Below are 20,015 nucleotides of genomic sequence, written 5' to 3'. Positions count from 1 at the left end.
AATTTGCGCCGGTCGTTAATGATCCGAATCGGCGTCGCATTTTCCCTGATTACAACCGCAGAAAATGGCGCCTTATTTCGGACATGGAGTGGGCGGCGCGCGCGATAGGGATGTTTTACGTCTTGGGCGGACTGATGCTTTTGTATCAGGCCTGGCTCAACTGGCGTCTGCAACGGGCCTTGTCCGGCGTCATCGCCGTTCCCGCAGACGATCAGATCGCAGACGGCGTGATCGCCCTGGGCGGCGTGGTGGTGCTGATGTCGGGCGTCGCGCTGGCGGCGCTCAGCGCTTGGGCCGTGGTCGCCTTCCTCGCCGGTTGGGCGATCCAGGCCGCCTATCTACTGTGGGTCAACCGCGCCGATCTCGACAGCCCGCTGGCCAGCGGCCGGCTGAAGTCGGTGCATGCCTTCGCCGCCTATACCGCCGTCACCGGCGTGGTGCTGTGGCTGCCGCTGACCGGCGTCCTGGGTTGATCAACCGAACTCGGCTTCCAGGTCGGCCAGACGCGCAGCCTGATCCTCGGCGATCAGGGCGTTCAGCAGGGGGTCGATGTCGCCTTCCATGATCTGGGGCAGGCTGTGCAGGGTCAGGTTGATGCGGTGATCACTGACCCGCCCTTGCGGATAGTTGTAGGTGCGGATCCGCTCCGACCGGTCGCCTGACCCGACCTGTGACTTGCGGCTGTCCGAGCGGGCCAGGTCCTTGGCCTGGCGCTGCATGTCGTACAGGCGCACGCGCAGGTTCTTCATCGCCTTGTCGCGATTGACGTGCTGGGACTTCTCCGACGACGTCACCATGATGCCGGTGGGCAGGTGGGTGATGCGCACGGCGGAATCGGTCGTGTTGACGTGCTGGCCGCCCGAGCCCGACGCGCGGAAGGTGTCGATGCGGATGTCCTTGTCGTGGATTTCGATCTCCACGTCCTCGACCTCGGGCAGGACCGCCACCGTCGCGGCGGAGGTGTGGATGCGCCCCTGGGACTCGGTCGTCGGCACGCGCTGGACCCGGTGAACGCCGCTCTCGAACTTCAGCCGGCCGAACACGCCCTCGCCCGTCACCGTGGCGATGATTTCCTTATAGCCGCCGGCGTCGCCCTCGGTCGCCGAATCCAGCTCGATCCGCCAGCCACGCGTGGAGGCGTAGCGCGAATACATGCGGAACAGGTCGCCAGCGAACAGGGCCGCCTCGTCCCCGCCGGTGCCGGCGCGCACTTCCAGTACGGCCGAGGCGTTCTCGTCGGCGTCGCGTGGGGCCAGCAGCAGGGCGACCTCGCGTTCCAGCTCGGGCAGCCTGTCGGTCAGCGCCCGCAGCTCCTCCTCGGCCATCGCCGCCATTTCCGGATCGGCCGTCATGGCTTCCAGGTCCGCCATTTCGGCGCGCGCGCGCGCCAGGCCCTGGACCGCATCGACGACGGGCTTCAGCTCGGCGTGCTCCTTGGACAGCCGCACGATCTCGGCGCCGTCGGTCGCCGAACCCATGCGCGCCTCCACCTCATGGAAACGGTCGAGCACCTGATCGAGACGGGCCTGGGGCAGTCGCAAGAGGGAAATGTCCTGAGAAAAAGCGGAGCGCCGTCCTTACCCGCCGGGGGGGCTCGTGTCGATTGCAGGCGTGTCGGGGCGTGGGCCGGCGCCGGCGCCACGCTTGTGATCGGCGATGACAACCGGGTCACGATGGCGTCAGTCGCGGTGACGCAATCGGCTCAAAGCCATTAGTTGAGATCGAACAACCGTAAGGAGGACGCCATGTTCGATCGCCCGCCCCCGTCGCAGCCGGACGCCGCCGAGGTCGCCGAAAGCGTCGATCGCCTGTGCCGCCTGTACGACAGCCGTCTGGCCGAGACCGGCGGCGACCTGTCGCCTGAGGACGCGCGCGAAATGAAGGCCATGGCCGCCATCTATGATCTGGACACCGACCGCCCCCCGACCGAGGTGTGGCGCGACCTTCGCGCCGTGGTCACGCGTCAGGCGCCGATTGACGCCACGGCGCCGGCCGAGATCGAGGCCTTGACCCTGCTGGTGGTCGAGGACGATGCCGACGCCGCCGCCTCCCTGACCGAACTGCTGACCGAGGCGGGCCACAATGTCGTCGGCCCGTTCCACAGCGCCGCCGCCGCCGAGGCCGCCGCTGCGCTGCACAGCATCGATGCGGCCCTGCTGGACATCAACCTGTCCGGCGAGATGACCGGGGTGGAACTGGCCCGCGTCCTGACCGACCGCTGGGCCGTGCGTGTCATCTTCATTTCAGGCGACGTGGCCGCCGCCGCGAAGAATGCGGACATGGCCGAGGCCCTGGTGCTGAAACCCTACAATGGCGCGCAGATTCTGGAGGCGGTGGCGCGCCTCGCCTGAGGGGTGGGGTCGGGCCTCGCAGCTTGCGTCTAGGGCGCAGGCGCGCGATCACGGATTATGCTGTCGAACCGGTCCCGCTACGCCCTGCGCGCCATGGTGCATCTGGCCAGTCTGCCGGACGGCGGTCCTGCGACCATCGCCGAGATCGCCGAGGCGGCGGCGGCCCCGCGCAAGTTCCTGGAGGCCATCCTGCTGGATCTGCGCCGTCAGGGTCTGCTGGCCTCGAAGCGGGGCAGGGCGGGCGGCTATGCGCTGGGCGCGCCCGCCGACGCCATCAGCTTCGCCGACGTCATCCGCGCGCTGGAAGGCCCGCTGGCCCTCGCGCCCTGCGCCTCGCGCACCGCCTATGGTCCGTGCGAGACCTGCCCGGATGTCGAGACCTGTCCGTTGCAGCCCGTGCTTCAGGACGGTCGCGACGCGATCGCCGCCGTCTTCGAGGCGCGAACCCTTCTGCAAGCCGCCGTCACTTCTTCTCCTATTGACCGACTAGGGAAATAGCCCGCACCGTTCGCCCCTGTTTCAGAGGACGCCATGCAAGATTTCCTGCTCTTCCTCGCCGTCGGTTTTCTGGCCCAGATCGTGGATGGGGCGCTGGGCATGGCCTATGGCGTGATTTCCTCGACCGTCCTGCTGTCGTTCGGCGTGCCGCCCGCGACGGCGTCGGCCAGCGTCCACGCCGCCGAGGTCTTCACCACGGCGGCGTCGGCCGGCTCCCATACGGTCAACAAGAACGTGAACTGGAAGCTGTTCGTGCCGCTGGCCCTGGGCGGCGTCGTCGGCGGGGGTTTCGGCGCCTTCGTCCTGACCAGCATCGACGGGGATCTGCTGAAGCCCTTCATCACCACCTATCTGGCCATCATGGGCGTCGTGATCATCTGGCGCGCCACACGTCAGACGCGCGAGCGGATCTTCCCGCGCAAGTTCGCCGGCCCTCTGGGTCTGGTCGGCGGCTTCTTCGACGCCATCGGCGGCGGCGGCTGGGGACCCACGGTCACCACCACACTGGTCGGCACGGGCCAGGATCCGCGCGTCTCGATCGGCACCACCAATACGGCGGAGTTCTTCGTCACCTCCGCCATTTCCGCGACCTTCCTGGTCGCACTGCTGACCGGACATTGGCAAGAGGCGGAGGGCTTCTCCACCCACGCCATGGCGGTGCTGGGCCTGATCCTCGGCGGCCTGATCGCCGCCCCCTTCGCTGGCGTCATCGCCCGCATCGCCCCGCGCCGCGCCCTAACCTACGGCGTCGGCGCCGTGGTGCTGCTCTCGGCCGGCTATCAGGCCCTGCGGCTGTTCAAGGTGATCTGAAACGCAAAACGGCGGCGGGTTCGCACCCGCCGCTGTCTCACGTTCAATCGCGGGTCTTCGGCTATTGACCGCCCGGCGCGCCGGTGGTCGAGACCGGAGTGCGGGCCGCTGCCGCCTCTTCGGCCGGCGTGCGCAGGGTGACGACCAAAGGATTGGGCTTCAGGTCGTTCATGGCGCCGGACGTGGCGTCGATGGCCCCGCCGATGATGCCGCCGACCAGAATATTGCCGGCCATGGCCGTTCCGCCGGCGCCTGAAACGCTGCTGGTGATCTCGTGCGTCTGCGAGACATAGCCTTCCTTGGCGACCGTGATGCGGAAGCCGTCCTTGCGCGGCATGCGGAAGGTGCAAGGCGTCGCCTGGCATTCAAAGCCGTTCGACGTGCTGACCTGGGCGCCGGGCGGCGTGCTTTCGACCGTGAACTGCTGGCTGGAGCCGCGCGTGACGGTCGCGCAGGCAGGCAACGAAAGCGCCACGCCGGCAAGCGCGAGCAGACGCACGCCAAGGCGTGCGGCGTTTCTGGAAATCATGGGCCCCTCAGTGGATTAACGGGTCGGCCCCCCGGCCGAACCTGACGCACAGGTCGCACGCAGACCCGTTGTCGTCAATCACAGGTTGGTGACGCGCGCCCAGTTGCTGCAACCAGAGCGACCGCTACTCCGCCGCCTGAAGCTTCGCCGCGCGTGCGGCGTCCAGTTCGGCGGCCTTCTGTTCGACCAAATCGACGATGTGGTCGATCATGCCGTCGTTGGCCTGTTTGTGGGCGATCTTGCCGTTCAGATAGATCATGCCTGCGCCCTTGCCGCCGCCGGTGAAGCCGATGTCGGTATAGAGCGCTTCGCCAGGGCCATTCACGACGCAGCCGATCACCGACAGGCTCATCGGCGTCGATATATGGGCCAGCTTCTCTTCCAGCACCGCCACCGTCTCGATGACGTTGAAGCCCTGACGCGCGCAGGACGGGCAGGCGATGATGTTGACCCCCCGGTGGCGCAGACCCAGCGACTTCAGGATGTCGAAACCGACCTTGATCTCCTCGACCGGATCGGCGGCCAAGGACACGCGGATCGTGTCGCCGATCCCGGCCCACAACATTGACCCCAGGCCGATGGCCGACTTGATGGTGCCGGTGCGCAGCGGCCCCGCCTCGGTCACGCCCAGATGCAGGGGGCAGTCGATCGCCTCGGCCAGCTGCTGATAGGCGGCGACGGTCAGGAACGGGTCGGACGCCTTCACCGAAATCTTGAACTCGTGGAAGTCGTGGTCCTGCAGGATGCGGGCGTGGTTCAGGGCGCTCTCGACCATGGCGTCGGGGCAGGGCTCGCCGTATTTTTCCAGCAGTTCCTTTTCCAGCGAGCCGGCGTTGACGCCGATCCGCATCGAGCAGCCATTGTCCTTGGCCGCCTGGATCACGTCGCGGACGCGGTCGGCCGAACCGATGTTGCCCGGATTGATGCGCAGGCAGGCGGCGCCCGCCTCGGCGGCCTCGATGCCGCGCTTGTAGTGGAAGTGGATGTCGGCGACCAAGGGAACCTTGGCCTCGCGCACGATGGTCCTGAAGGCGGCGGTCGATTCCACGTCGGGGCAGGAGACGCGCACGATGTCGGCGCCGGCCTCTTCCAACTGACGGATCTGGTCGATGGTCGCCGCCGCATCCGTCGTCGGCGTATTGGTCATCGACTGGACGCTGATCGGGGCGTCGCCGCCCACCAGGACGGAGCCGACGCGGATCTGGCGGCTCTTGCGACGCTCGATGTGGCGCCAGGGTCGGACGTGCGTGTGATCGCTCATGGGAGCATCATATAGGCCGATGATGACGGCGGGACCACGGCCGACGCATCAGTTCGGCGCGGGGGCGGGTGATGAGGGCGCTGGCGCGGGGGAAGGCGTCGCCCCTGGCGTCGCGGCCGCCTGGGTCCGGGCCTGGGCGGGCTGAGCCTGGACCTGAGCGCGCGCCTGGCTGGCGGCCAGCGCCTTGGCCGCCTGGTCCGCGCGACTGTTCAACTGGGCCAGCGGCGTCAGCACGCCGGCCAGCGGTCCGCCGTATTCGCCGTTCAGGAAGACGTCGAAGGCGGCCGGGTTGGACACGTCCACCGTCGCCGCCACGCCGATGGGCGCGCGCCAAGCCTCGCCCGGCGCCATCTGTCGCGCGAACAGGGCCTGACCGTCGCCCAGCCGAACGACCAGGGCGCCGGCCGTCTTGGCCTGGATCACCACCATCGAGGCGTTGGCCGAGGCGCCATAGACGGCCCCGCGCGGGTTGAACGCCTTCTGCACCGGCTCCGGATTGGCGGCGGCGGCGATCACGGCGGGATCGGTCGGATCGACCCCGGTCAGTTCGGCCTCCAGCCCCGGGGTGATGTACAGCGCCGGCGTCGTCTGATCGGGCGGCGCGGACATGGGCGCGCTGAGCGCGACCTGCGGATCCGGATCGGCCGCTCCGGTCCAAGTCTTTGGCACGGCGGCGATATCGGACGGATGGGCGGTCTGATGCAGGCTGGCGCGCTGGAACACGTTCCAACCGATGACGGCGACCACCACGGCGGCGATGCCGGCGACGATGCGCGGCGAATGGCGTTTCACGTCCTCGAAGGCGATGCCGATGGGCGCCTTCAGCGGCACGGAGGTATCGGGGCTCTCGCGCTTGAACCGCTCGACGGCCGTCTGTTCGTCCAGCGCCAGGGCCGAGGCGTAGGCCCGCACATAACCCAGGGCGAAGACGCGCGAGGGCAGGGACGACCAGTCGTTCTGCTCCAGGGCGGTCAGGAACCGGCGATGGACCTTGGTTTCGGCGGCCAGCTCGGCCGGCGACTTGCCCGACCGCTCTCGGGCGGCGCGAAAACCGTCGCCCAGGGTCGCGGCGTCGACGAAGGCGGCCGTCGGATCCGGCCGGTCCGCAATGCTTTCGATCGCCTCGGGGGCGACCCCCGCATTCAGCGTCATGACGCCTGACCCCATGTCCGGGAAACACAGCGCCGACGCGCCGTTCACAGGGCCCGAGATAGACGATTGCGCGCCGACCAGCAACGCCGCCCGTGCGTCCAGACGGCTGCGATCAGACCGCGACGTTCAGCTTGCGCGCCAGGGATTCGATCTCGTTACGAACCGAGCCGGTGGACAGGTTCAGCAGATTGGCCATGCCGCGCCGGGCCGCATTCAGGTCCGCCGACAGGATCATCCGCTTGACCGGCCCGACGCCGCCCGCCGGGGCCGACAGCCGGGTGAAGCCCAGCACGATCAGGGCGAAGGCCTCCAGCGGCCGTCCCGCCAGTTCGCCGCAGATCGAGACCGGCGTGCCGGTGTCGGCGCAGGCCTTCTGGATGGTCTGGAGCGCCCGCAGGGTCGGCGGCGACAAGGGGTCGTAGCGATCCGACACCAGCGGATTGGTCCGGTCGGCCGCGTACATGTACTGGAACAGGTCGTTGGTGCCGATGGAGACGAAATCCGTCAGCGGCAACAGGGCGTCCAGATGCCACAGCAGCGACGGGCATTCGACCATCGCCCCGACGCGCAGCAGGGCGGGCAAGGCGCGCCCGCGACGACGCGCCCAGGCGCATTCGATATCCACCAGCTCACGCGCGGCCCGGAACTCGTCCACCGTGGCGATCATCGGGAACATGACACGCAGTTCGCGCCCCGCCCCGGCCGCCAGCAGCGCCCGCAGCTGCATTCGCAACAGCGACGGTCGGTCCAGACCCAGGCGGATGGCGCGGCGGCCCAGCGCCGGGTTCTCTTCGCGCTCGGCCTCAAGATACGGCAGCACCTTGTCGCCGCCGATGTCCAGCGTGCGGAAGGTGACGGGTTTGTCGCCCGCCGCGTCCAGCACCAGCTTGTAGAGCGCCGTCTGGGCGTCCAGCCGGGGCAGTTCGTCCGAGACCATGAACTGGAACTCGGTGCGGAACAGGCCGATGCCCTCGGCGCCCGTCTCGATCATGTTTTCCAGATCGACCGCCAGCCCGGCATTGGTCAGGACCGTGATCCGCTGCCCGTCCAGGGTCACGGCCGGCACGTCGCGCAGCTGGGCGAACTCGGCCTGGCGCTGTTCGCGCACGGCCATGCGCGACTGAACCGCCTCCAGCATGTCGGGGCGGGGACGCAGATAGGTCTCGCCTGTCTCGCCGTCGGCGATGACCATGTCGCCTTCCGACAGCCGGTCGCGCAGGCCCATCAGACGGCCGACACACGGAATCTGCAGCGCGCGCGCGACGATGGCGGCGTGGCTGGCGGCCGAGCCCTCTTCCAGCAACAGCCCCTTCAGCTTGTCGCGCGGATATTCCAGCAGGTCGGCGGGGCCCAGGTTTCGCGCCACCAGTATGGCGTCGTCGGGTAGTTCGCGCTCGCCCGGCTTGTCGCCCGCCAGCACCCGCAGCAGCCGGTTGGCCAGGTCCTCGAAGTCGTGCAGTCGTTCGCGGATATAGGGGTCGCGCGCCTGGGCGAAGCGGGCGCGGTGTTCGTTCCGGACCCGGTCCACCGCCGCCTCGGCCGTCAGACCGTTCCTCACAGCCTCTTCCAGCGACCGGTTCCAGCCCCGGTCGTCGGCGAACATCCGATAGGTTTCCAGCACCTCGAACGACGGACCGGCCAGGCCCTGACCCTTGTCCAGCATGACGTCCAGGCCGCTCTTCAGCGTGGCCAGCGCCAGCTTCAGCCGCGCCTCCTCCATCGCCGGGTCGTCGGATAGCAGGCGTTCGGGCGCCAGCGGCGCCTCGTGCAGAACCACATGGCCGAAGGCCAGGCCGTCGGCGAACTTCTGGCCCTTCAGCCGTTCGGGCCGGTGCGGCGCCAGCTCCACGTCGCGCAGCTCGTCCAGCGCCAGCAGCTCGCCTGAAGACACCGTCTCGGACAGGACCATGGCGATGGTCTGGATGTCCTCGACCTCTTCCTCGTCATAGCGCCGCTCGGTGCGGTTCTGGACGACCAGGACGCCAATGGCCCGGCCGCCGCGCAGCAGCGGGGCGCCCAGGAAGGCGTGATAGGGGTCTTCGCCCGTCTCGGGACGATAGGAGAAGGACGGGTGCGACGGCGCGTCAGACAGGCTGATGGGCTGGGCCATCCGCGCCACTTCGCCCACCAGGCCCTCGCCGGGCCGCAGCCGGGTGTTGTGCACGGCGTCGGGGTTCAGACCCTCGGTGGCGAACAGCTCGAGTTCGCCCGACGCGCGACGCAGATAGATGGAGCAGACCTCGGCGACCATCGACCGGGCGATGATCTTGACGACCATGTTCAGCCGGTCCTGCGCCGGCGTCGCGCCCGCGCCGGCCCCGCCCAGAGCCTCGCGGATCTGGCGCAGGAGGATCCGGGGTCCTCTGGTCATCGCGCCGCCTGCCGGCATCATGTCTCCCGCGCCCCGGCGCCTAAGCGCCTTCTGAACTCACCCTATACCGCGTCCAGCCCATATGCCGAATGCAGAGCTCGAACGGCGAGCTCGGCGTAGGCGGCGTCGATCAGCACGCTGATCTTGATCTCGGAGGTCGAGATCGCCTGGAACTTCACGCCCTTGTCGGCCAGGGCCTTGAACATGGTCTGGGCGACGCCCGCATGGCTGCGCATGCCCACGCCGACGACCGAAACCTTGGCCACGTCCTCGTCGACGCGGATTTCCTCGAAGCCGAGCTGTTCCTTCGCGGCGGTCATCAGGTCGGCGGCGCGCACGGCGTCGCGACGGCCGGTCGTGAAGGTCAGGTTGACCGTTCCGGCGGTGCGCGACTGGCTCTGCACGATCATGTCGACGTTGACGTTGGCCTCGGCCAGGCGCGTGAAGACGTCGGCGGGGGCGTCCACCCGGTCGGACAGGCCCAGCAGGGTGATGCGGGCCTCGTCACGGCTCATGGTCACACCGGACACGATACGTTTTTCCACGATCTCCTCCTCGTCGCAGATCAGGGTTCCACCCTTGTCGGGCATGACGCCATTCGCGTCGGGTTCGATAAAGCTAGACAGGACGCGGACCGGGACCTGTTTGGCCATGGCCAGCTCGACCGAGCGGGTCTGCAGCACCTTGGCGCCCAGGGACGCCATTTCCAGCATCTCTTCGTAGGACACCTTGGCCAGGCGGCGCGCGCGGTTCTCGATGCGAGGATCGGTCGTGTAGACGCCGTCCACGTCGGTATAGATGTCGCAGGGGCAGCCCAGGGCCGCCGCCACGGCGACCGCCGAGGTGTCCGAACCGCCGCGCCCCAGGGTCGTGATCTTGCCGTCCGCCGTCACGCCCTGGAAGCCGGGCACTATGGCGATCTCGCCGGCGTCGACGGCGGCGCCCAGTTTTTCGCCGGGGATGTCGATGATGCGGGCGCGGGCGTGGGCGTCGTCGGTCAGGATCGGCACCTGCCAGCCCATCCACGAGCGGGCGTTGAAGCCCATGTTGCGCAGGGTCGCGGCCAACAGGCCCGAGGTCACCTGTTCGCCCGAGGCGACCACCACGTCATATTCGTCATCGCTGAGCGGCAGGCCCGCGGCGGCCGGTCCGGCGCCGTCGGTCCAGGCGACCAGTTCATTGGTCTTGCCCGCCATGGCGGAGACGACGACGGCGACCTGTTTGCCCGCCGAGACTTCGGCCGCAACGATCCGCGCCGCACGGCGAATGCGTTCGAGGTCGCCCATCGAGGTACCGCCGAACTTCATCACCAGTCGTGTCGTATCGGGCCGCGTCATCGTGGCGTTCCGCCCCCTGCTTGCGTGAAAGGGCGCGAAGGTTCATCCCTCGCGTCATGACCGCTTCTAACGGCGCCGCTCCGTCTCGCCTACCCCAACAGGGGCAAGGTTTTTCGCAAAATTCGTCCGAAACGGCGTTCGGCGCATCGATCGACCCCGCCGACGTCGCGCGCTTCTCGGCCCAGGCGGCCGAATGGTGGGACGCGCACGGGCCGTTCGCGCCGCTGCACCGCTTCAACCCGGCGCGGCTGGCGTTGATCCGCGACCAGCTTTGCATGCGGCTGGGCCGCGATCCCAAGGCGCGGGCGCCCTTCGAAGGTCTGACCCTGCTGGACGTGGGGTGCGGCGGCGGACTGATCGCCGAGCCGATGCGACGGATGGGCTTTGACGTCACCGCCATCGACGCCTCGTCCGAGAACATCGGCACGGCCCGCGCCCACGCCGACATGGTCGGCCTGGACATCGCCTACCGCGCCGCCACGGTCGAACAGATCGAGGCGGAAGGGGCGGGGCCGTTCGACGTGGTCCTGACGATGGAGGTGATCGAACACGTCGCCGATCCCGAAGGCTTCGTGCGCGCCTGCTCGCGTCTGGTCCGGCCGGGCGGGGTGATGATGGTCGCCACCCTGAATCGCACGCTGAAGTCGCTAGCCCTGGGAAAGGTGGCGGCGGAATACATCCTGCGCTGGGTGCCGGCCGGCACCCACGACTGGCGCCAGTTTTTGAAGCCCGAGGAAATCCGCACGATGCTGGCCGCAGAGCCAGTGGCGGTCGAGGGCCCCTATGGCCTGAACTACGACCCGCTTCACGACCGATGGAGCCAGACCGACGATGCGGGCATCAACTATATGATGGTCGCCACGCGGAGCGCCGCCTGAAATGCAAAAGGCCGCCCCGAAGGGCGGCCTTTCTTTCTGACCGAACCTCGTCGCTAGACCTTTGAAGCCCGGCTGCGCGTCCAGGCGTACAAGCCGAACACCGCGACAGCGAAGCCGACGATGCCCGCCAGCATGGCCGGCCAGGCCGAGCCCTCGGGCAGCATGGCGAAGGGCGCGTCGTCCCGGGTCGCCACGATGACGCCGGCGGTGAAGACGCCGAACAGGCTTTCGCCGACGATCAGGCCCGAGGCCAGCAGCACGCCCATCCGGCGCGCCACGTCGGCGTAGCGGGTGGACGAGACCGCCTTGTCGTAAATCCAGCCGGCGACGGCGCCGATGACCAGCATGGTGGTGACCGCGGCCGGCAGATAGAAGCCGATGCCGACGGCCAGCGGCGGCAGCTTGACCTTGCCTTTGGTCGCTTTCGACACGACCGCATCCAGCACGATGATGACCACGCCGATCGCCGCGCCCAGACCGATCAGGTCCCAGCGCAGGTCGCCGCTGATGACGCCGCGCGCCAGGGCCGAGATCAGGGTCGCCTGGGGCGCCGCCAGGGTCTTGGCGCCTTCCACGATGGCGGGCGGGCCGCCTTCGAAGCCGAAGGCCTGGTTCAGCAGGTTCAGGATGAAGGGGATCACCAGGGCGCCGGCGCCGACGCCGACGATCAGCGCCACCTGCTGGCGCCACGGCGTGGCCTCGACCAGCTGGCCGGTCTTCAGGTCCTGAAGGTTGTCATTGGCGATGACGGCGACGGCGAAGACCACCGCCGTCACGATCAGGGCGAAGGCGATGATCGACGGATCGGCCGGCACGCCGGCGATGGCCATGACGCCCAGCATCAACAGGGAGGCGATGACGATGGCCAGGATGCCGACGCCCGACACGGGGCTGTTCGACGAGCCGATCAGACCGGCCATATAGCCGCAGATGGCCGCCACGGCGAAGCCGATCAGCACCACATAGACCAGGCCGCCGATCACCAGGAGCGGCGTCGATCCCGCCAGGGCCGGGGCGCTCTGGGCGAACCAGGCCAGGAGGCCGGCGATGCCGACCAGGCAGGCGACCGAAACGCCGCCCACCAATTTGATGGGCAAATCTTGTTCGGTGCGCTCAAGCACTTCGCCGTGGGCGCGTTTGGCGTTAGCGGCCAGCGCCGACGTCAGGCCGCCGATCAGCGGACCGGCCAGTTTGATCAGGGTCCATATGGCGGCGACGCCGATGACGCCCGCGCCCATGAACCGCACTTCGCGCGCCCAGACGGTTGTCGCCAGCTCCTCGGCCGGCGCGCCGGCGGGCAGGGTCGAGGCGATCGACGGAATGCCGTGCGCCGTCAGCCACGCGATGGTGTCCGGGCTGGTCAGGATCGGCACAGCGATGGCCCAGGCCAGCATCAGGCCGAACAGCTGCGCCAGACCGACCGTCAAGCCGATCAGATGCCCGGCGCCCAGCAAGGCGAACTGCATGCCAAAGCCCATGCCCGTCGCCCCGCCGCCCAGCGCGGCCGGCAGTTTGAAGAACTTGGCCGCTTCGCCCGCAAAGACCCGACCCGCGACCAGCAGAGCATAGCCTGACGACACCACGGCGCCGGCGACGACGACCCACAGGCCGGACTTGTTCTCGCGCACCGCGCTTTCGGTCTGTTCGGCCCCGCGCGACCCGACCTTCAGCACCTCGGCGGCGGCGACGCCTTCGGGGTAGGGCAGGCCGCCGTTGACGACCAGCGCCCGGCGCAGCGGGATCGAGAAGGTCACGCCCAGCACGCCGCCCAGGATGCAGATCGCCACCGACTGCCAGAACGGAAACTCCAGCCACCAGCCGATCATCACCAGACCCGGCAGGACGAAGATGATCGAGCTCATGGCCCCGCCGACCGAGGCCACGGTCTGGACGGTCATGTTCTCCCAGATGGTCGAGGTGCGGAACGCCCGCAGCACCGCCATCGAGATCACCGCCGCCGGAATGGCCGAGGCGAAGGTCAGGCCGACCAGCAGGCCCAGATAGGTGTTGGCGGCGGTGAAGATCACCGCCAGCAGGCAGCCCAGCACCAGGGCGCGGAGCGTAAGTTCTAGCCGGCCCTTGGGGGCGGCGGCGGCGTCTGTCATATGCGAGGTCCCACGTTTGCGCGGACGTAAGCGCATTCTGTCGCAGGCGGCAACTGGTCGCGGTCAGATGCGGGCGCCCCCGCCGCTTGGCCCCGCGACCCGGACGGGCTAGGACCGGCCCATGCCTGAACTTCCCGAGGTCGAAACCGTCCGACGCGGCCTGACGCCGGTGCTGGAGGGCGCGCGGCTGTCGCGGGTCCGGATCAACCGGCCCGACCTGCGATTTCCCTTTCCCGAGCGCTTCGTCGAACGGCTGGAGGGGGCGACGGTGCTGCGGATCGACCGGCGGGCCAAATATCTGCTGATGCCGTTGTCCACCGGCGAGACCTGGATCACCCATCTGGGCATGACCGGCCGGTTCACCCTGGACGGAACCCTGCTGGGCGAGTTCGAGGAGGCCGCGCCCATCGCCGGCAAGCACGAACATTTCAGCGGCTGCGCCATCCGCGATGGGGCGGCGACCCGCATCGGATACGCCGACGCGCGCCGGTTCGGCTTCATGGGCCTGATCCCCAGCGACCAGATCGAGACCCATCCCTGGTTCGCCGGCCTGGGGCCCGAGCCGCTGGGCAACGGCTTTTCCGGCGCCCATCTGGTCGAGGCCTTCGCCGGCAAGACACAGAACATCAAGGTCAGTCTGCTGGATCAGCGGATCGTCGCCGGCCTGGGCAATATCTATGTGTGCGAGGCCCTGTACCGCGCCCGCATCTCGCCCCTGGCCGCGGCCGGATCGGTGTCGAAGGCGCGGCTGGATCGTCTGGCGACCGAGGTTCGAAACGTCCTGAACGACGCCATCGCGGCGGGCGGCTCGACCCTGCGCGACTTCGCCAACGCCGAGGGCGGCCAGGGCTATTTCCAGCACCGCTTCGACGTCTACGGCCGCGAGGGCGAGCCTTGCCGTGCTGAGAAATGCACCGGCGTCGTCGCCCGCATCGTCCAGGGCGGCCGTTCCACCTTCTACTGCCCCTCCTGCCAGAAGCGATAAGCCTTCGAGGTCCGACCCATGCGCAAAATCCACCTGTGGATCAGTCTGATCGTCGGCGTCCTGGTCTGGGGCGCCTATTTCGTCCACTTCGTCCAGGGCTTGCGCGCCGGCGATCTCGGCGACCTGATCTGGTGGTTCGTCGCCGCCCTGGTGGTCGCCGCCGTCGCCGAGGCCGCCGCCACCGGCCTGATCGCGCGTCTGTTGCAGCGCCGCGCCCGCGTGCTGGACGAGGGGCCGACGCTTCAGGCGGCGTTGAAGGCGGGTCACGTCGCCCTGATGCTGCTGGTCGGCCTGGTCTTGATCTCGGCGCTGATCCTGGCCCTGTCGTCCGTCTTCGGCTGGACCTTGGACCTGTCCGGCGCGCGGGGTCAGGTCATCGCGGCCAATCTTCTGCTGGGCATGGTGGTCGTGGTCGAACTGGCGCGCGCCGCCCTGACCCTGGCGCTGATGCCCCGACGCTGACCCAGCCCTCCTTCTTTCGTCATTCCGGGCGAAGCACAGCGCAGACCCGGAACCCAGCGGCGCGCGTGAGCGCGAACCTGTCGCGGACACCTTTCCCACCCGCTTCTCACAGCCTTTGGGGCTGAACCACTTCGCCTGCAGCGCCGCTGGGTTCCGGGTCTTCGGGCCAAGCGGCCCTTCGCCCGGAATGACGAAAGAGGCGGTGTCCGCTATGACCTGACAAACGAAGGAGACCGACCATGGCCGACGCCTATTCCAACCTGCTGATCGAACGCCACGCCGACGGCTATGCGGTGGTGACCCTGAACCGGCCCGAGGCGCTGAACGCCCTGAACTCGGCCCTGTTCAAGGACCTTGCCGACTTCCTCGACAGCGTCGAGCATGACGACGGCGTGCGCTGCCTGATCCTGACCGGCTCGGGCGAAAAGGCCTTCGCCGCCGGCGCCGACATCAAGGAGATGGCGGATCAGACCTATGCCCAGATGTACACCGGCAACTATTTCGCCCTCGGCCACGACCGCATCACCCGGTTCAGAAAGCCGATCATCGCCGCGGTCAACGGTTTCGCTCTGGGCGGCGGCTGCGAACTGGCCATGCTGTGCGACTTCATCGTCGCCTCGGACAAGGCGAAGTTCGGCCAGCCCGAGATCAACCTGGGCGTCGCGCCGGGCATCGGCGGCTCCCAGCGCCTGACCCGTCTGGTGGGCAAGTCCAAGGCCATGGACATGGTCCTGACCGCCCGGATGATGGATGCAGCCGAAGCGGAACGCGCCGGCCTGGCCTCGCGCGTCTTCCCGCACGAGACCCTGCTGGAGGAGACCCGCAAGATCGCCGCCAAGATCGCCTCGCAAAGCCCGCTGGCGATCATGGCCAACAAGGAGATGGTCAACGCCGCGCTGGAGACGACCTTGACGCAAGGCGTCCAGTTCGAACGCCGCCTGTTCCACTCCCTGTTCGCCTTCGAGGACCAGAAGGAGGGCATGTCCGCCTTCGTCGAAAAGCGCAAACCCGAGTTCAAGGGGCGATAGGTCGCACGCACGCGTCAACCGATCGCCGTGATCGGGCGTTAGGGGCGGATGATGATCCGCCTTTTCGCCTCGCTCCTTGCGACCCTGTTCGTCCTCGCCCCGATCGCCGTCCAGGCCAAGGTGCAGTCACAGGCCCCGGCCTTCAGCTCCAGCCGCATCATCGTCGAGACGCGGGGGCGGGGGCCGGACATCATCTTCATCCCCGGCCTGGGTTCGACCGGCTCGGCCTGGCGTTCGACGGCGGATCGGCTCGATAACCGCTACCGGGTGCATCTGGTCACCCTGCGCGGCTTTGGCGAGACCCAGATCGGCGACAATGTCAGCGGCGGTCTGGCCGGCCCTGCCGCCAGCGAGATCGAACGCTACATCCGCGAGCAACGCATCGACCGGCCCGCCGTGATCGGCCATTCGCTGGGCGGCCAGATCGCCCTGCGCGTCGCCGCCGACATGGGCGACCGGATCGGGCGCGTCATGGTGGTCGATTCCTCGCCCTTCTTCCCGTCCCTGATCGACGCCCGCACCACATCCGATCAGGTCGAGCCCTTGGCCCGTCTGGGCTATCAGGCCCTGCTCCTGTTCGGCGATCAGGCGCTGAAGTCCCAGGTTGCGGCCTTTGGCGTGGACATGGGTCTGGCCGGCGACATGGTGTTCGAGGGGCTGGGGCTTCAGGGCGGCGACCGGCGCGTCCTGGCCCAGGGTCTGTACGAGGCCCTGACCGTCGATCTGCGCCCCCGCCTGTCGGAGATCACCGCCCCGGTCACCGTCGTCTATGGCTGGACCCGCGATCCCGATGCGCCGCGCAATCGGCTGGAGGGCCTGTATCGCTACGGCTTTGAAGGCCTGGCGCGCCCGGTCCGGTTCGAACGGATCGAAGGCGCCGAACACCAGGTGATGATGCAGCAGCCGCAGCGGTTTCTGGCGGCGGTGCAGCGGTTCCTGAGCTGAGGTTCAATCCTTCAGCGCATCCACGACCACGCCCTCGGTCAGCAACTGCGGCAGGATTTCCGGCTCGGCCCGACCCGGTCGATATAGCAGATACAGCGGCACGCCCGATCGCCCGTGCGCCTGAAGCTCGCGGGTGATGGCGTCGTCGCGCCGGGTCCAGTCGCCGACCAGATAGGCGGCGTTCGCTTCGCGCATCGCCTTGGCGACACGCGGCGAAGACAGGGCCGCGCGTTCGTTGATCTTGCACGTCACGCACCAGTCGGCGGTCAGATTGACCAGCACGGGGCGTCCCGAGGCGGTCACTGCATTCACCGCCGCCGCCGACCAAGGCTGGGCCGCCAGCGGGCCGCTGTCGCCTTGCGGCGCGGCGTCCGCACTCCGCGCCGCACCCGCCGCAACGCCTGCCAGGCCCAGCGCCAGAACGCCGACGACGATCGCGCAGATCGTGCTCAGGATCGGTCGTTCATCATGCTGGCGCGCCGCTTGCGCCAGACCCGTCAGCCAGGCCGCCAGGGCCAGCAGCAGCGCCGCCGTCAGCAGCAGGCCCAGGGCGTCGACGCCGCCCTGTCGCGTGAACACCCACATCAGCCACAGCGCCGCCCCATACATGGGAAAGGCCAGAAGACCCTTCAGCCGCTCCATCCAGACGCCCGGTCGCGGCAGGCGCGACAGCAGGCCGGGCGACAGGCTGATCGCCAGATAGGGCAGGGCCAGACCCAGCCCCAGCACCAGGAACACGGCTAGCGCCATCGGCCAGGACAGGACCAGGGCCGCCCCGAGCGCCGCCGCCATGAAGGGCGCCGTGCAGGGCGCGGCGACCACCACGGCCAGCACGCCGGTGAAGAAGGCGCCCGCCGAACCGGGCAGGCGCGACAGGGGGCCGGACCCCGCGTTCTGCAATCCGGCGCCCACATGGAAGACGCCCGACAGGTTCAACCCGACCAGCAGCATGACCAAAGCCAGGGCCGCGACCACGCCCGGCGACTGAAGCTGGAACCCCCAGCCGATCGCCTGACCCGCCGCCCTCAGCGCCAGCAGGGCGCCGGCCAGAACCATAAAGCTGACCAGCACCCCGGCGGTGAAGGCCAGGCCGTCGCGCCGGGCCCGCGCCGGATCATGCGCCGCCGCCGACAGCGACGCCGCCTTCATCGCCAGAACCGGGAAGACGCACGGCATCAGGTTCAGCACCAGCCCGCCCAGCAGCGCCAGGCCCAGCGCCTGAAGGAAGACCCAAGCGCCGGTCTTCGTCGGCGTCGCCGTGGTGTCGTCCAGCGGCTTCAGCGCCGCGACGCCTTGGGCGCCCGCCAGAGGCGCGCCCGGCTCCGCCGTGATCTCCCACGCGCCCTTGTCGGTCGCCAGGACGCCGCTCAGCGCCGTCGTCGCCGTTTCCTTGCCGGGCGCCAGCGTCAGGGTCAGGCCGTTGGGCCCCCGCTGGCCCGACTGGGCCGCCGCATGGTCGATTCGCCCGCCGTCGAAAGGATAGAAATAGACCTGACCGATATTGGCCCCAATCAGCGGTCCGCCCGTCGCGGTCAGGATCAGTTGGCCGCCCTGACGCGTGGCGCGCGCCTCGATCCCGGCGGGTCGCGGCGCGGTCTCGACCAGCCGCTCGATCTCCCCACCCCAGGGTTTGGCCAGCGGCGCTGCGCCCTCGCGCACCGGCAGGGCCAGCGACAGGGTCATCGGCTCGGGCACGCACATCTGGTCGCTGCACACCAGAAACAGCACGTCCGTCGTCAGGGTCAGCACTTCGCCCGGCCGCGCCGTGGGCGGCACGTGGATCGGCACGGGCAGGAGCACCGCGCCCGAATAGCCATAGTTCATCAGGCTCATCAGCCGCTGGCGGCTGGGCAGGGGCCACAGGATCGGATCGGCGCTCACCCCGGCGGGCAGGGTCCAGATCAGGCTGGTCGCCCCTCCGCTGTCGCCCGGATTGCGCCAATAGGTGTGCCAGCCGGGCGCAATCTTCTGGCGCACCGCCACCACGGTCGTCGAACCGGGCGCGACCCATTGCGACATCGGGACCAGTTCGGCCTCGATCCGCTCGGTCCGCTGCGGTCCGAAGGCGACGACGCCCGCAGGCTGGCTCTGAACCGGCTGAGCGACGGTCGCCGAAACGCCCGTCAAACTGAATAGCAGGCCGAGGAGAAGAGCGAAGAGGCGCAAACGCGTGTTCCGGCAGGCGAGGGGAGCGCCGCAACCTAATGCGTCACGCGTCCCCGCGCCATCGCCGCGCCCGCCCCCGCGTCGATCAGCGCGGATAGGCCTCGTAGATCACTTCCGCGCGGCGCCGCAGCGGTTCGTCATTGCCGGCTGCGGTCGTGGCGCCCGCATCGCCTGCGGCGTTCAGCTCGAAGATCGGCGCGGGCATGCCCGCTTGGGTCAGCGCCTCGACCACCGTCCGCGCGCGCCGCTGCGACAGGTTCAGATTGGCTTCGGGCGTGCCCGTGGCGTCAGCTAGGCCCACCACGCGCACCTTGCGCACGTCGCAATCCTTCGCCTTGGTCGCCGCCGCCTTCAGCACCATCGCCGCCGGCTCGGTCAGCCGCGCCTGATCCTCCAGGAAATAGATATCGAAACGTCCCGGCGCGCACAGCGACTCGCCCACCACCAGCGCCTCGCGCTTGGGCATCGGCGCGCACGCCGCCAGCACACCCACGGCCGCCACGGCCAGACCCATCGATCGCTTCATCTCAGCCCTCCTCCGGCTCGGCCGGCCCATTACGCAAAAGAGGCGGCCCGTCGTCCGACAGGCCGCCTCTTCAACCTAACGCCGGTCGCGGACCTTCGCGACCGGCATTTGATCACTGATCAATAACGGCGTTGACCGTTGTCCCAGTAGCACTCGTCCTGACGGTTGTCGTAGCAGTAGTAGTAGCGACCTTGGCTGTCGCGATAACGCTGCTGGTTGTTGCGGTCCTGGTTGGATCCGCGAATGGCGCCGGCGGTGCCGCCCAGGGCGCCGCCGATCAGGGCGCCGGTCGCAGCGTTGCCGCCGCCGACGTTGTTGCCGATGATGGCGCCGGCGACGGCGCCCAGGCCGGCGCCGATGGCGCCTTGGCGAACGGTTTCGTTCGAGCCGTTGTTATAGCCGTACGGGTCGCTGGCGCAGGCCGAAGCCAGCAGGCCGGCGCCGGCAATCGCGATAATCGCCTTTTTCATGATGAATTCCTTTGTCCCTGGGTGTTGGCCCCTGTGGGCAGCAAACGTGTCCTCGCGGCATAGGTTCCGCATCGACAAACTGCATCGGCAACTATGGTGACGCTTGGGCGGAACGACGGCGTCTGCGGGGCGTTCGGCCGC

General features: G+C 68.8%; 19 protein-coding genes. 9 read left to right on the top strand and 10 right to left on the bottom strand.

What is annotated here, in order from left to right; all coding sequences use genetic code 11:
* Nucleotides 1-110 precede the first annotated feature (110 nt).
* Entirely contained in the window at nt 111-473 is a 363-nt protein-coding gene (locus tag ABIC32_RS04730; protein WP_205196067.1) for a hypothetical protein, read from the top strand.
* On the opposite strand, the gene prfA is transcribed toward ABIC32_RS04730, so the two are convergent.
* Nucleotides 474-1,541, bottom strand: a complete 1,068-nt coding sequence (gene prfA, locus ABIC32_RS04725; RefSeq protein WP_017505440.1) for a peptide chain release factor 1 — start codon at nt 1,539-1,541, stop codon at nt 474-476.
* Nucleotides 1,542-1,745: 204 nt separating this feature from the next.
* On the opposite strand from prfA, the gene ABIC32_RS04720 reads away from it, so the two are divergent.
* The 3 genes from ABIC32_RS04720 to ABIC32_RS04710 are packed head-to-tail and all read left to right on the top strand — an operon-like array spanning nt 1,746 to nt 3,659.
* Nucleotides 1,746-2,351: a response regulator gene (locus ABIC32_RS04720; protein WP_354072682.1), complete on the top strand. Its 606-nt coding sequence runs from the start codon at nt 1,746-1,748 to the stop codon at nt 2,349-2,351.
* A gap of 57 nt (nt 2,352-2,408) precedes the next feature.
* Nucleotides 2,409-2,849 (top strand): RrF2 family transcriptional regulator, encoded by a 441-nt coding sequence (locus ABIC32_RS04715; protein WP_354072680.1) that lies wholly within the window; start codon nt 2,409-2,411, stop codon nt 2,847-2,849.
* A gap of 33 nt (nt 2,850-2,882) precedes the next feature.
* Nucleotides 2,883-3,659: a sulfite exporter TauE/SafE family protein gene (locus ABIC32_RS04710; protein WP_137720337.1), complete on the top strand. Its 777-nt coding sequence runs from the start codon at nt 2,883-2,885 to the stop codon at nt 3,657-3,659.
* 61 nt (nt 3,660-3,720) lie between these two features.
* Here the strand turns inward: ABIC32_RS04710 and ABIC32_RS04705 are convergent, their stop codons facing one another.
* From ABIC32_RS04705 to ABIC32_RS04685, 5 genes are all read right to left on the bottom strand, one after another.
* On the bottom strand, nt 3,721-4,188 hold the full coding sequence (locus tag ABIC32_RS04705; protein ID WP_354072678.1) for a PEGA domain-containing protein: 468 nt from the start codon (nt 4,186-4,188) through the stop codon (nt 3,721-3,723).
* Between the two features lie 124 nt (nt 4,189-4,312).
* On the bottom strand, nt 4,313-5,449 hold the full coding sequence (ispG, locus tag ABIC32_RS04700) for a flavodoxin-dependent (E)-4-hydroxy-3-methylbut-2-enyl-diphosphate synthase (protein WP_354072676.1): 1,137 nt from the start codon (nt 5,447-5,449) through the stop codon (nt 4,313-4,315).
* 48 nt (nt 5,450-5,497) lie between these two features.
* Nucleotides 5,498-6,601 carry a helix-turn-helix domain-containing protein gene (locus ABIC32_RS04695; RefSeq protein WP_354072674.1) on the bottom strand — a complete coding sequence of 368 codons (1,104 nt, stop codon included), beginning with the start codon at nt 6,599-6,601 and terminating at the stop codon, nt 5,498-5,500.
* A 112-nt stretch (nt 6,602-6,713) separates the two neighbouring features.
* The gene (gene ptsP / locus ABIC32_RS04690) at nt 6,714-8,972 is read right to left on the bottom strand and encodes a phosphoenolpyruvate--protein phosphotransferase (protein WP_369814640.1); all 2,259 of its coding nucleotides are present in this window, start codon (nt 8,970-8,972) and stop codon (nt 6,714-6,716) included.
* Nucleotides 8,973-9,034: 62 nt separating this feature from the next.
* Nucleotides 9,035-10,309 (bottom strand): aspartate kinase, encoded by a 1,275-nt coding sequence (locus ABIC32_RS04685; RefSeq protein WP_017505449.1) that lies wholly within the window; start codon nt 10,307-10,309, stop codon nt 9,035-9,037.
* Nucleotides 10,310-10,365: 56 nt separating this feature from the next.
* On the opposite strand from ABIC32_RS04685, the gene ubiG reads away from it, so the two are divergent.
* Nucleotides 10,366-11,187 (top strand): bifunctional 2-polyprenyl-6-hydroxyphenol methylase/3-demethylubiquinol 3-O-methyltransferase UbiG, encoded by an 822-nt coding sequence (gene ubiG / locus ABIC32_RS04680; protein WP_313446372.1) that lies wholly within the window; start codon nt 10,366-10,368, stop codon nt 11,185-11,187.
* Between the two features lie 53 nt (nt 11,188-11,240).
* Here the strand turns inward: ubiG and ABIC32_RS04675 are convergent, their stop codons facing one another.
* A complete protein-coding gene (locus ABIC32_RS04675; RefSeq protein ID WP_354072671.1) occupies nt 11,241-13,292 on the bottom strand; it encodes an OPT family oligopeptide transporter in 2,052 nt (683 codons plus the stop codon).
* Between the two features lie 121 nt (nt 13,293-13,413).
* Between ABIC32_RS04675 and mutM the strand changes: the two genes are divergently transcribed.
* The 4 genes from mutM (at nt 13,414) to ABIC32_RS04655 (ending at nt 16,712) form a co-directional block, all read left to right on the top strand.
* Nucleotides 13,414-14,277 (top strand): bifunctional DNA-formamidopyrimidine glycosylase/DNA-(apurinic or apyrimidinic site) lyase, encoded by an 864-nt coding sequence (mutM, locus tag ABIC32_RS04670; protein ID WP_354072669.1) that lies wholly within the window; start codon nt 13,414-13,416, stop codon nt 14,275-14,277.
* An 18-nt stretch (nt 14,278-14,295) separates the two neighbouring features.
* A complete protein-coding gene (locus ABIC32_RS04665) occupies nt 14,296-14,739 on the top strand; it encodes a hypothetical protein (protein ID WP_354072667.1) in 444 nt (147 codons plus the stop codon).
* A 239-nt stretch (nt 14,740-14,978) separates the two neighbouring features.
* A complete protein-coding gene (locus ABIC32_RS04660; RefSeq protein WP_354072665.1) occupies nt 14,979-15,767 on the top strand; it encodes an enoyl-CoA hydratase-related protein in 789 nt (262 codons plus the stop codon).
* 51 nt (nt 15,768-15,818) lie between these two features.
* Nucleotides 15,819-16,712, top strand: a complete 894-nt coding sequence (locus ABIC32_RS04655) for an alpha/beta fold hydrolase (protein WP_354072663.1) — start codon at nt 15,819-15,821, stop codon at nt 16,710-16,712.
* A gap of 3 nt (nt 16,713-16,715) precedes the next feature.
* Here ABIC32_RS04655 and ABIC32_RS04650 read toward each other — a convergent pair whose 3' ends face one another.
* The 3 genes from ABIC32_RS04650 to ABIC32_RS04640 form a co-directional block, all read right to left on the bottom strand.
* Nucleotides 16,716-18,878 carry a protein-disulfide reductase DsbD family protein gene (locus tag ABIC32_RS04650; protein WP_354072661.1) on the bottom strand — a complete coding sequence of 721 codons (2,163 nt, stop codon included), beginning with the start codon at nt 18,876-18,878 and terminating at the stop codon, nt 16,716-16,718.
* Between the two features lie 85 nt (nt 18,879-18,963).
* On the bottom strand, nt 18,964-19,404 hold the full coding sequence (locus ABIC32_RS04645) for an OmpA family protein (RefSeq protein ID WP_354072659.1): 441 nt from the start codon (nt 19,402-19,404) through the stop codon (nt 18,964-18,966).
* Between the two features lie 119 nt (nt 19,405-19,523).
* Nucleotides 19,524-19,874: a YMGG-like glycine zipper-containing protein gene (locus ABIC32_RS04640; protein ID WP_066625255.1), complete on the bottom strand. Its 351-nt coding sequence runs from the start codon at nt 19,872-19,874 to the stop codon at nt 19,524-19,526.
* Nucleotides 19,875-20,015 lie beyond the last annotated feature (141 nt).

Origin of the sequence: Brevundimonas sp. 1080, from assembly GCF_040545985.1 — a bacterium.
GTDB lineage: Bacteria > Pseudomonadota > Alphaproteobacteria > Caulobacterales > Caulobacteraceae > Brevundimonas.
The sequence above is the reverse complement of the archived record's forward strand: the minus strand, read 5'-3'. Positions and strand labels throughout refer to the sequence as shown.

Bases quoted from the DNA above. Each gene is read 5' to 3' on its own strand.
- ptsP (WP_369814640.1), bottom strand. From the start codon at position 8,972: ATGACCAGAGGACCCCGGATCCTCCTGCGCCAGATCCGCGAGGCTCTG.
- mutM (WP_354072669.1), top strand. From the start codon at position 13,414: ATGCCTGAACTTCCCGAGGTCGAAACCGTCCGACGCGGCCTGACGCCG.
- ABIC32_RS04695 (WP_354072674.1), bottom strand. From the start codon at position 6,601: ATGACGCTGAATGCGGGGGTCGCCCCCGAGGCGATCGAAAGCATTGCG.
- ABIC32_RS04645 (WP_354072659.1), bottom strand. From the start codon at position 19,404: ATGAAGCGATCGATGGGTCTGGCCGTGGCGGCCGTGGGTGTGCTGGCG.
- ABIC32_RS04710 (WP_137720337.1), top strand. From the start codon at position 2,883: ATGCAAGATTTCCTGCTCTTCCTCGCCGTCGGTTTTCTGGCCCAGATC.
- ABIC32_RS04655 (WP_354072663.1), top strand. From the start codon at position 15,819: ATGATCCGCCTTTTCGCCTCGCTCCTTGCGACCCTGTTCGTCCTCGCC.
- ABIC32_RS04720 (WP_354072682.1), top strand. From the start codon at position 1,746: ATGTTCGATCGCCCGCCCCCGTCGCAGCCGGACGCCGCCGAGGTCGCC.
- ABIC32_RS04675 (WP_354072671.1), bottom strand. From the start codon at position 13,292: ATGACAGACGCCGCCGCCGCCCCCAAGGGCCGGCTAGAACTTACGCTC.
- ABIC32_RS04730 (WP_205196067.1), top strand. From the start codon at position 111: ATGTTTTACGTCTTGGGCGGACTGATGCTTTTGTATCAGGCCTGGCTC.
- ABIC32_RS04665 (WP_354072667.1), top strand. From the start codon at position 14,296: ATGCGCAAAATCCACCTGTGGATCAGTCTGATCGTCGGCGTCCTGGTC.
- ABIC32_RS04685 (WP_017505449.1), bottom strand. From the start codon at position 10,309: ATGACGCGGCCCGATACGACACGACTGGTGATGAAGTTCGGCGGTACC.
- ABIC32_RS04705 (WP_354072678.1), bottom strand. From the start codon at position 4,188: ATGATTTCCAGAAACGCCGCACGCCTTGGCGTGCGTCTGCTCGCGCTT.
- ubiG (WP_313446372.1), top strand. From the start codon at position 10,366: ATGACCGCTTCTAACGGCGCCGCTCCGTCTCGCCTACCCCAACAGGGG.
- ABIC32_RS04715 (WP_354072680.1), top strand. From the start codon at position 2,409: ATGCTGTCGAACCGGTCCCGCTACGCCCTGCGCGCCATGGTGCATCTG.
- ABIC32_RS04640 (WP_066625255.1), bottom strand. From the start codon at position 19,874: ATGAAAAAGGCGATTATCGCGATTGCCGGCGCCGGCCTGCTGGCTTCG.
- ispG (WP_354072676.1), bottom strand. From the start codon at position 5,449: ATGAGCGATCACACGCACGTCCGACCCTGGCGCCACATCGAGCGTCGC.
- ABIC32_RS04660 (WP_354072665.1), top strand. From the start codon at position 14,979: ATGGCCGACGCCTATTCCAACCTGCTGATCGAACGCCACGCCGACGGC.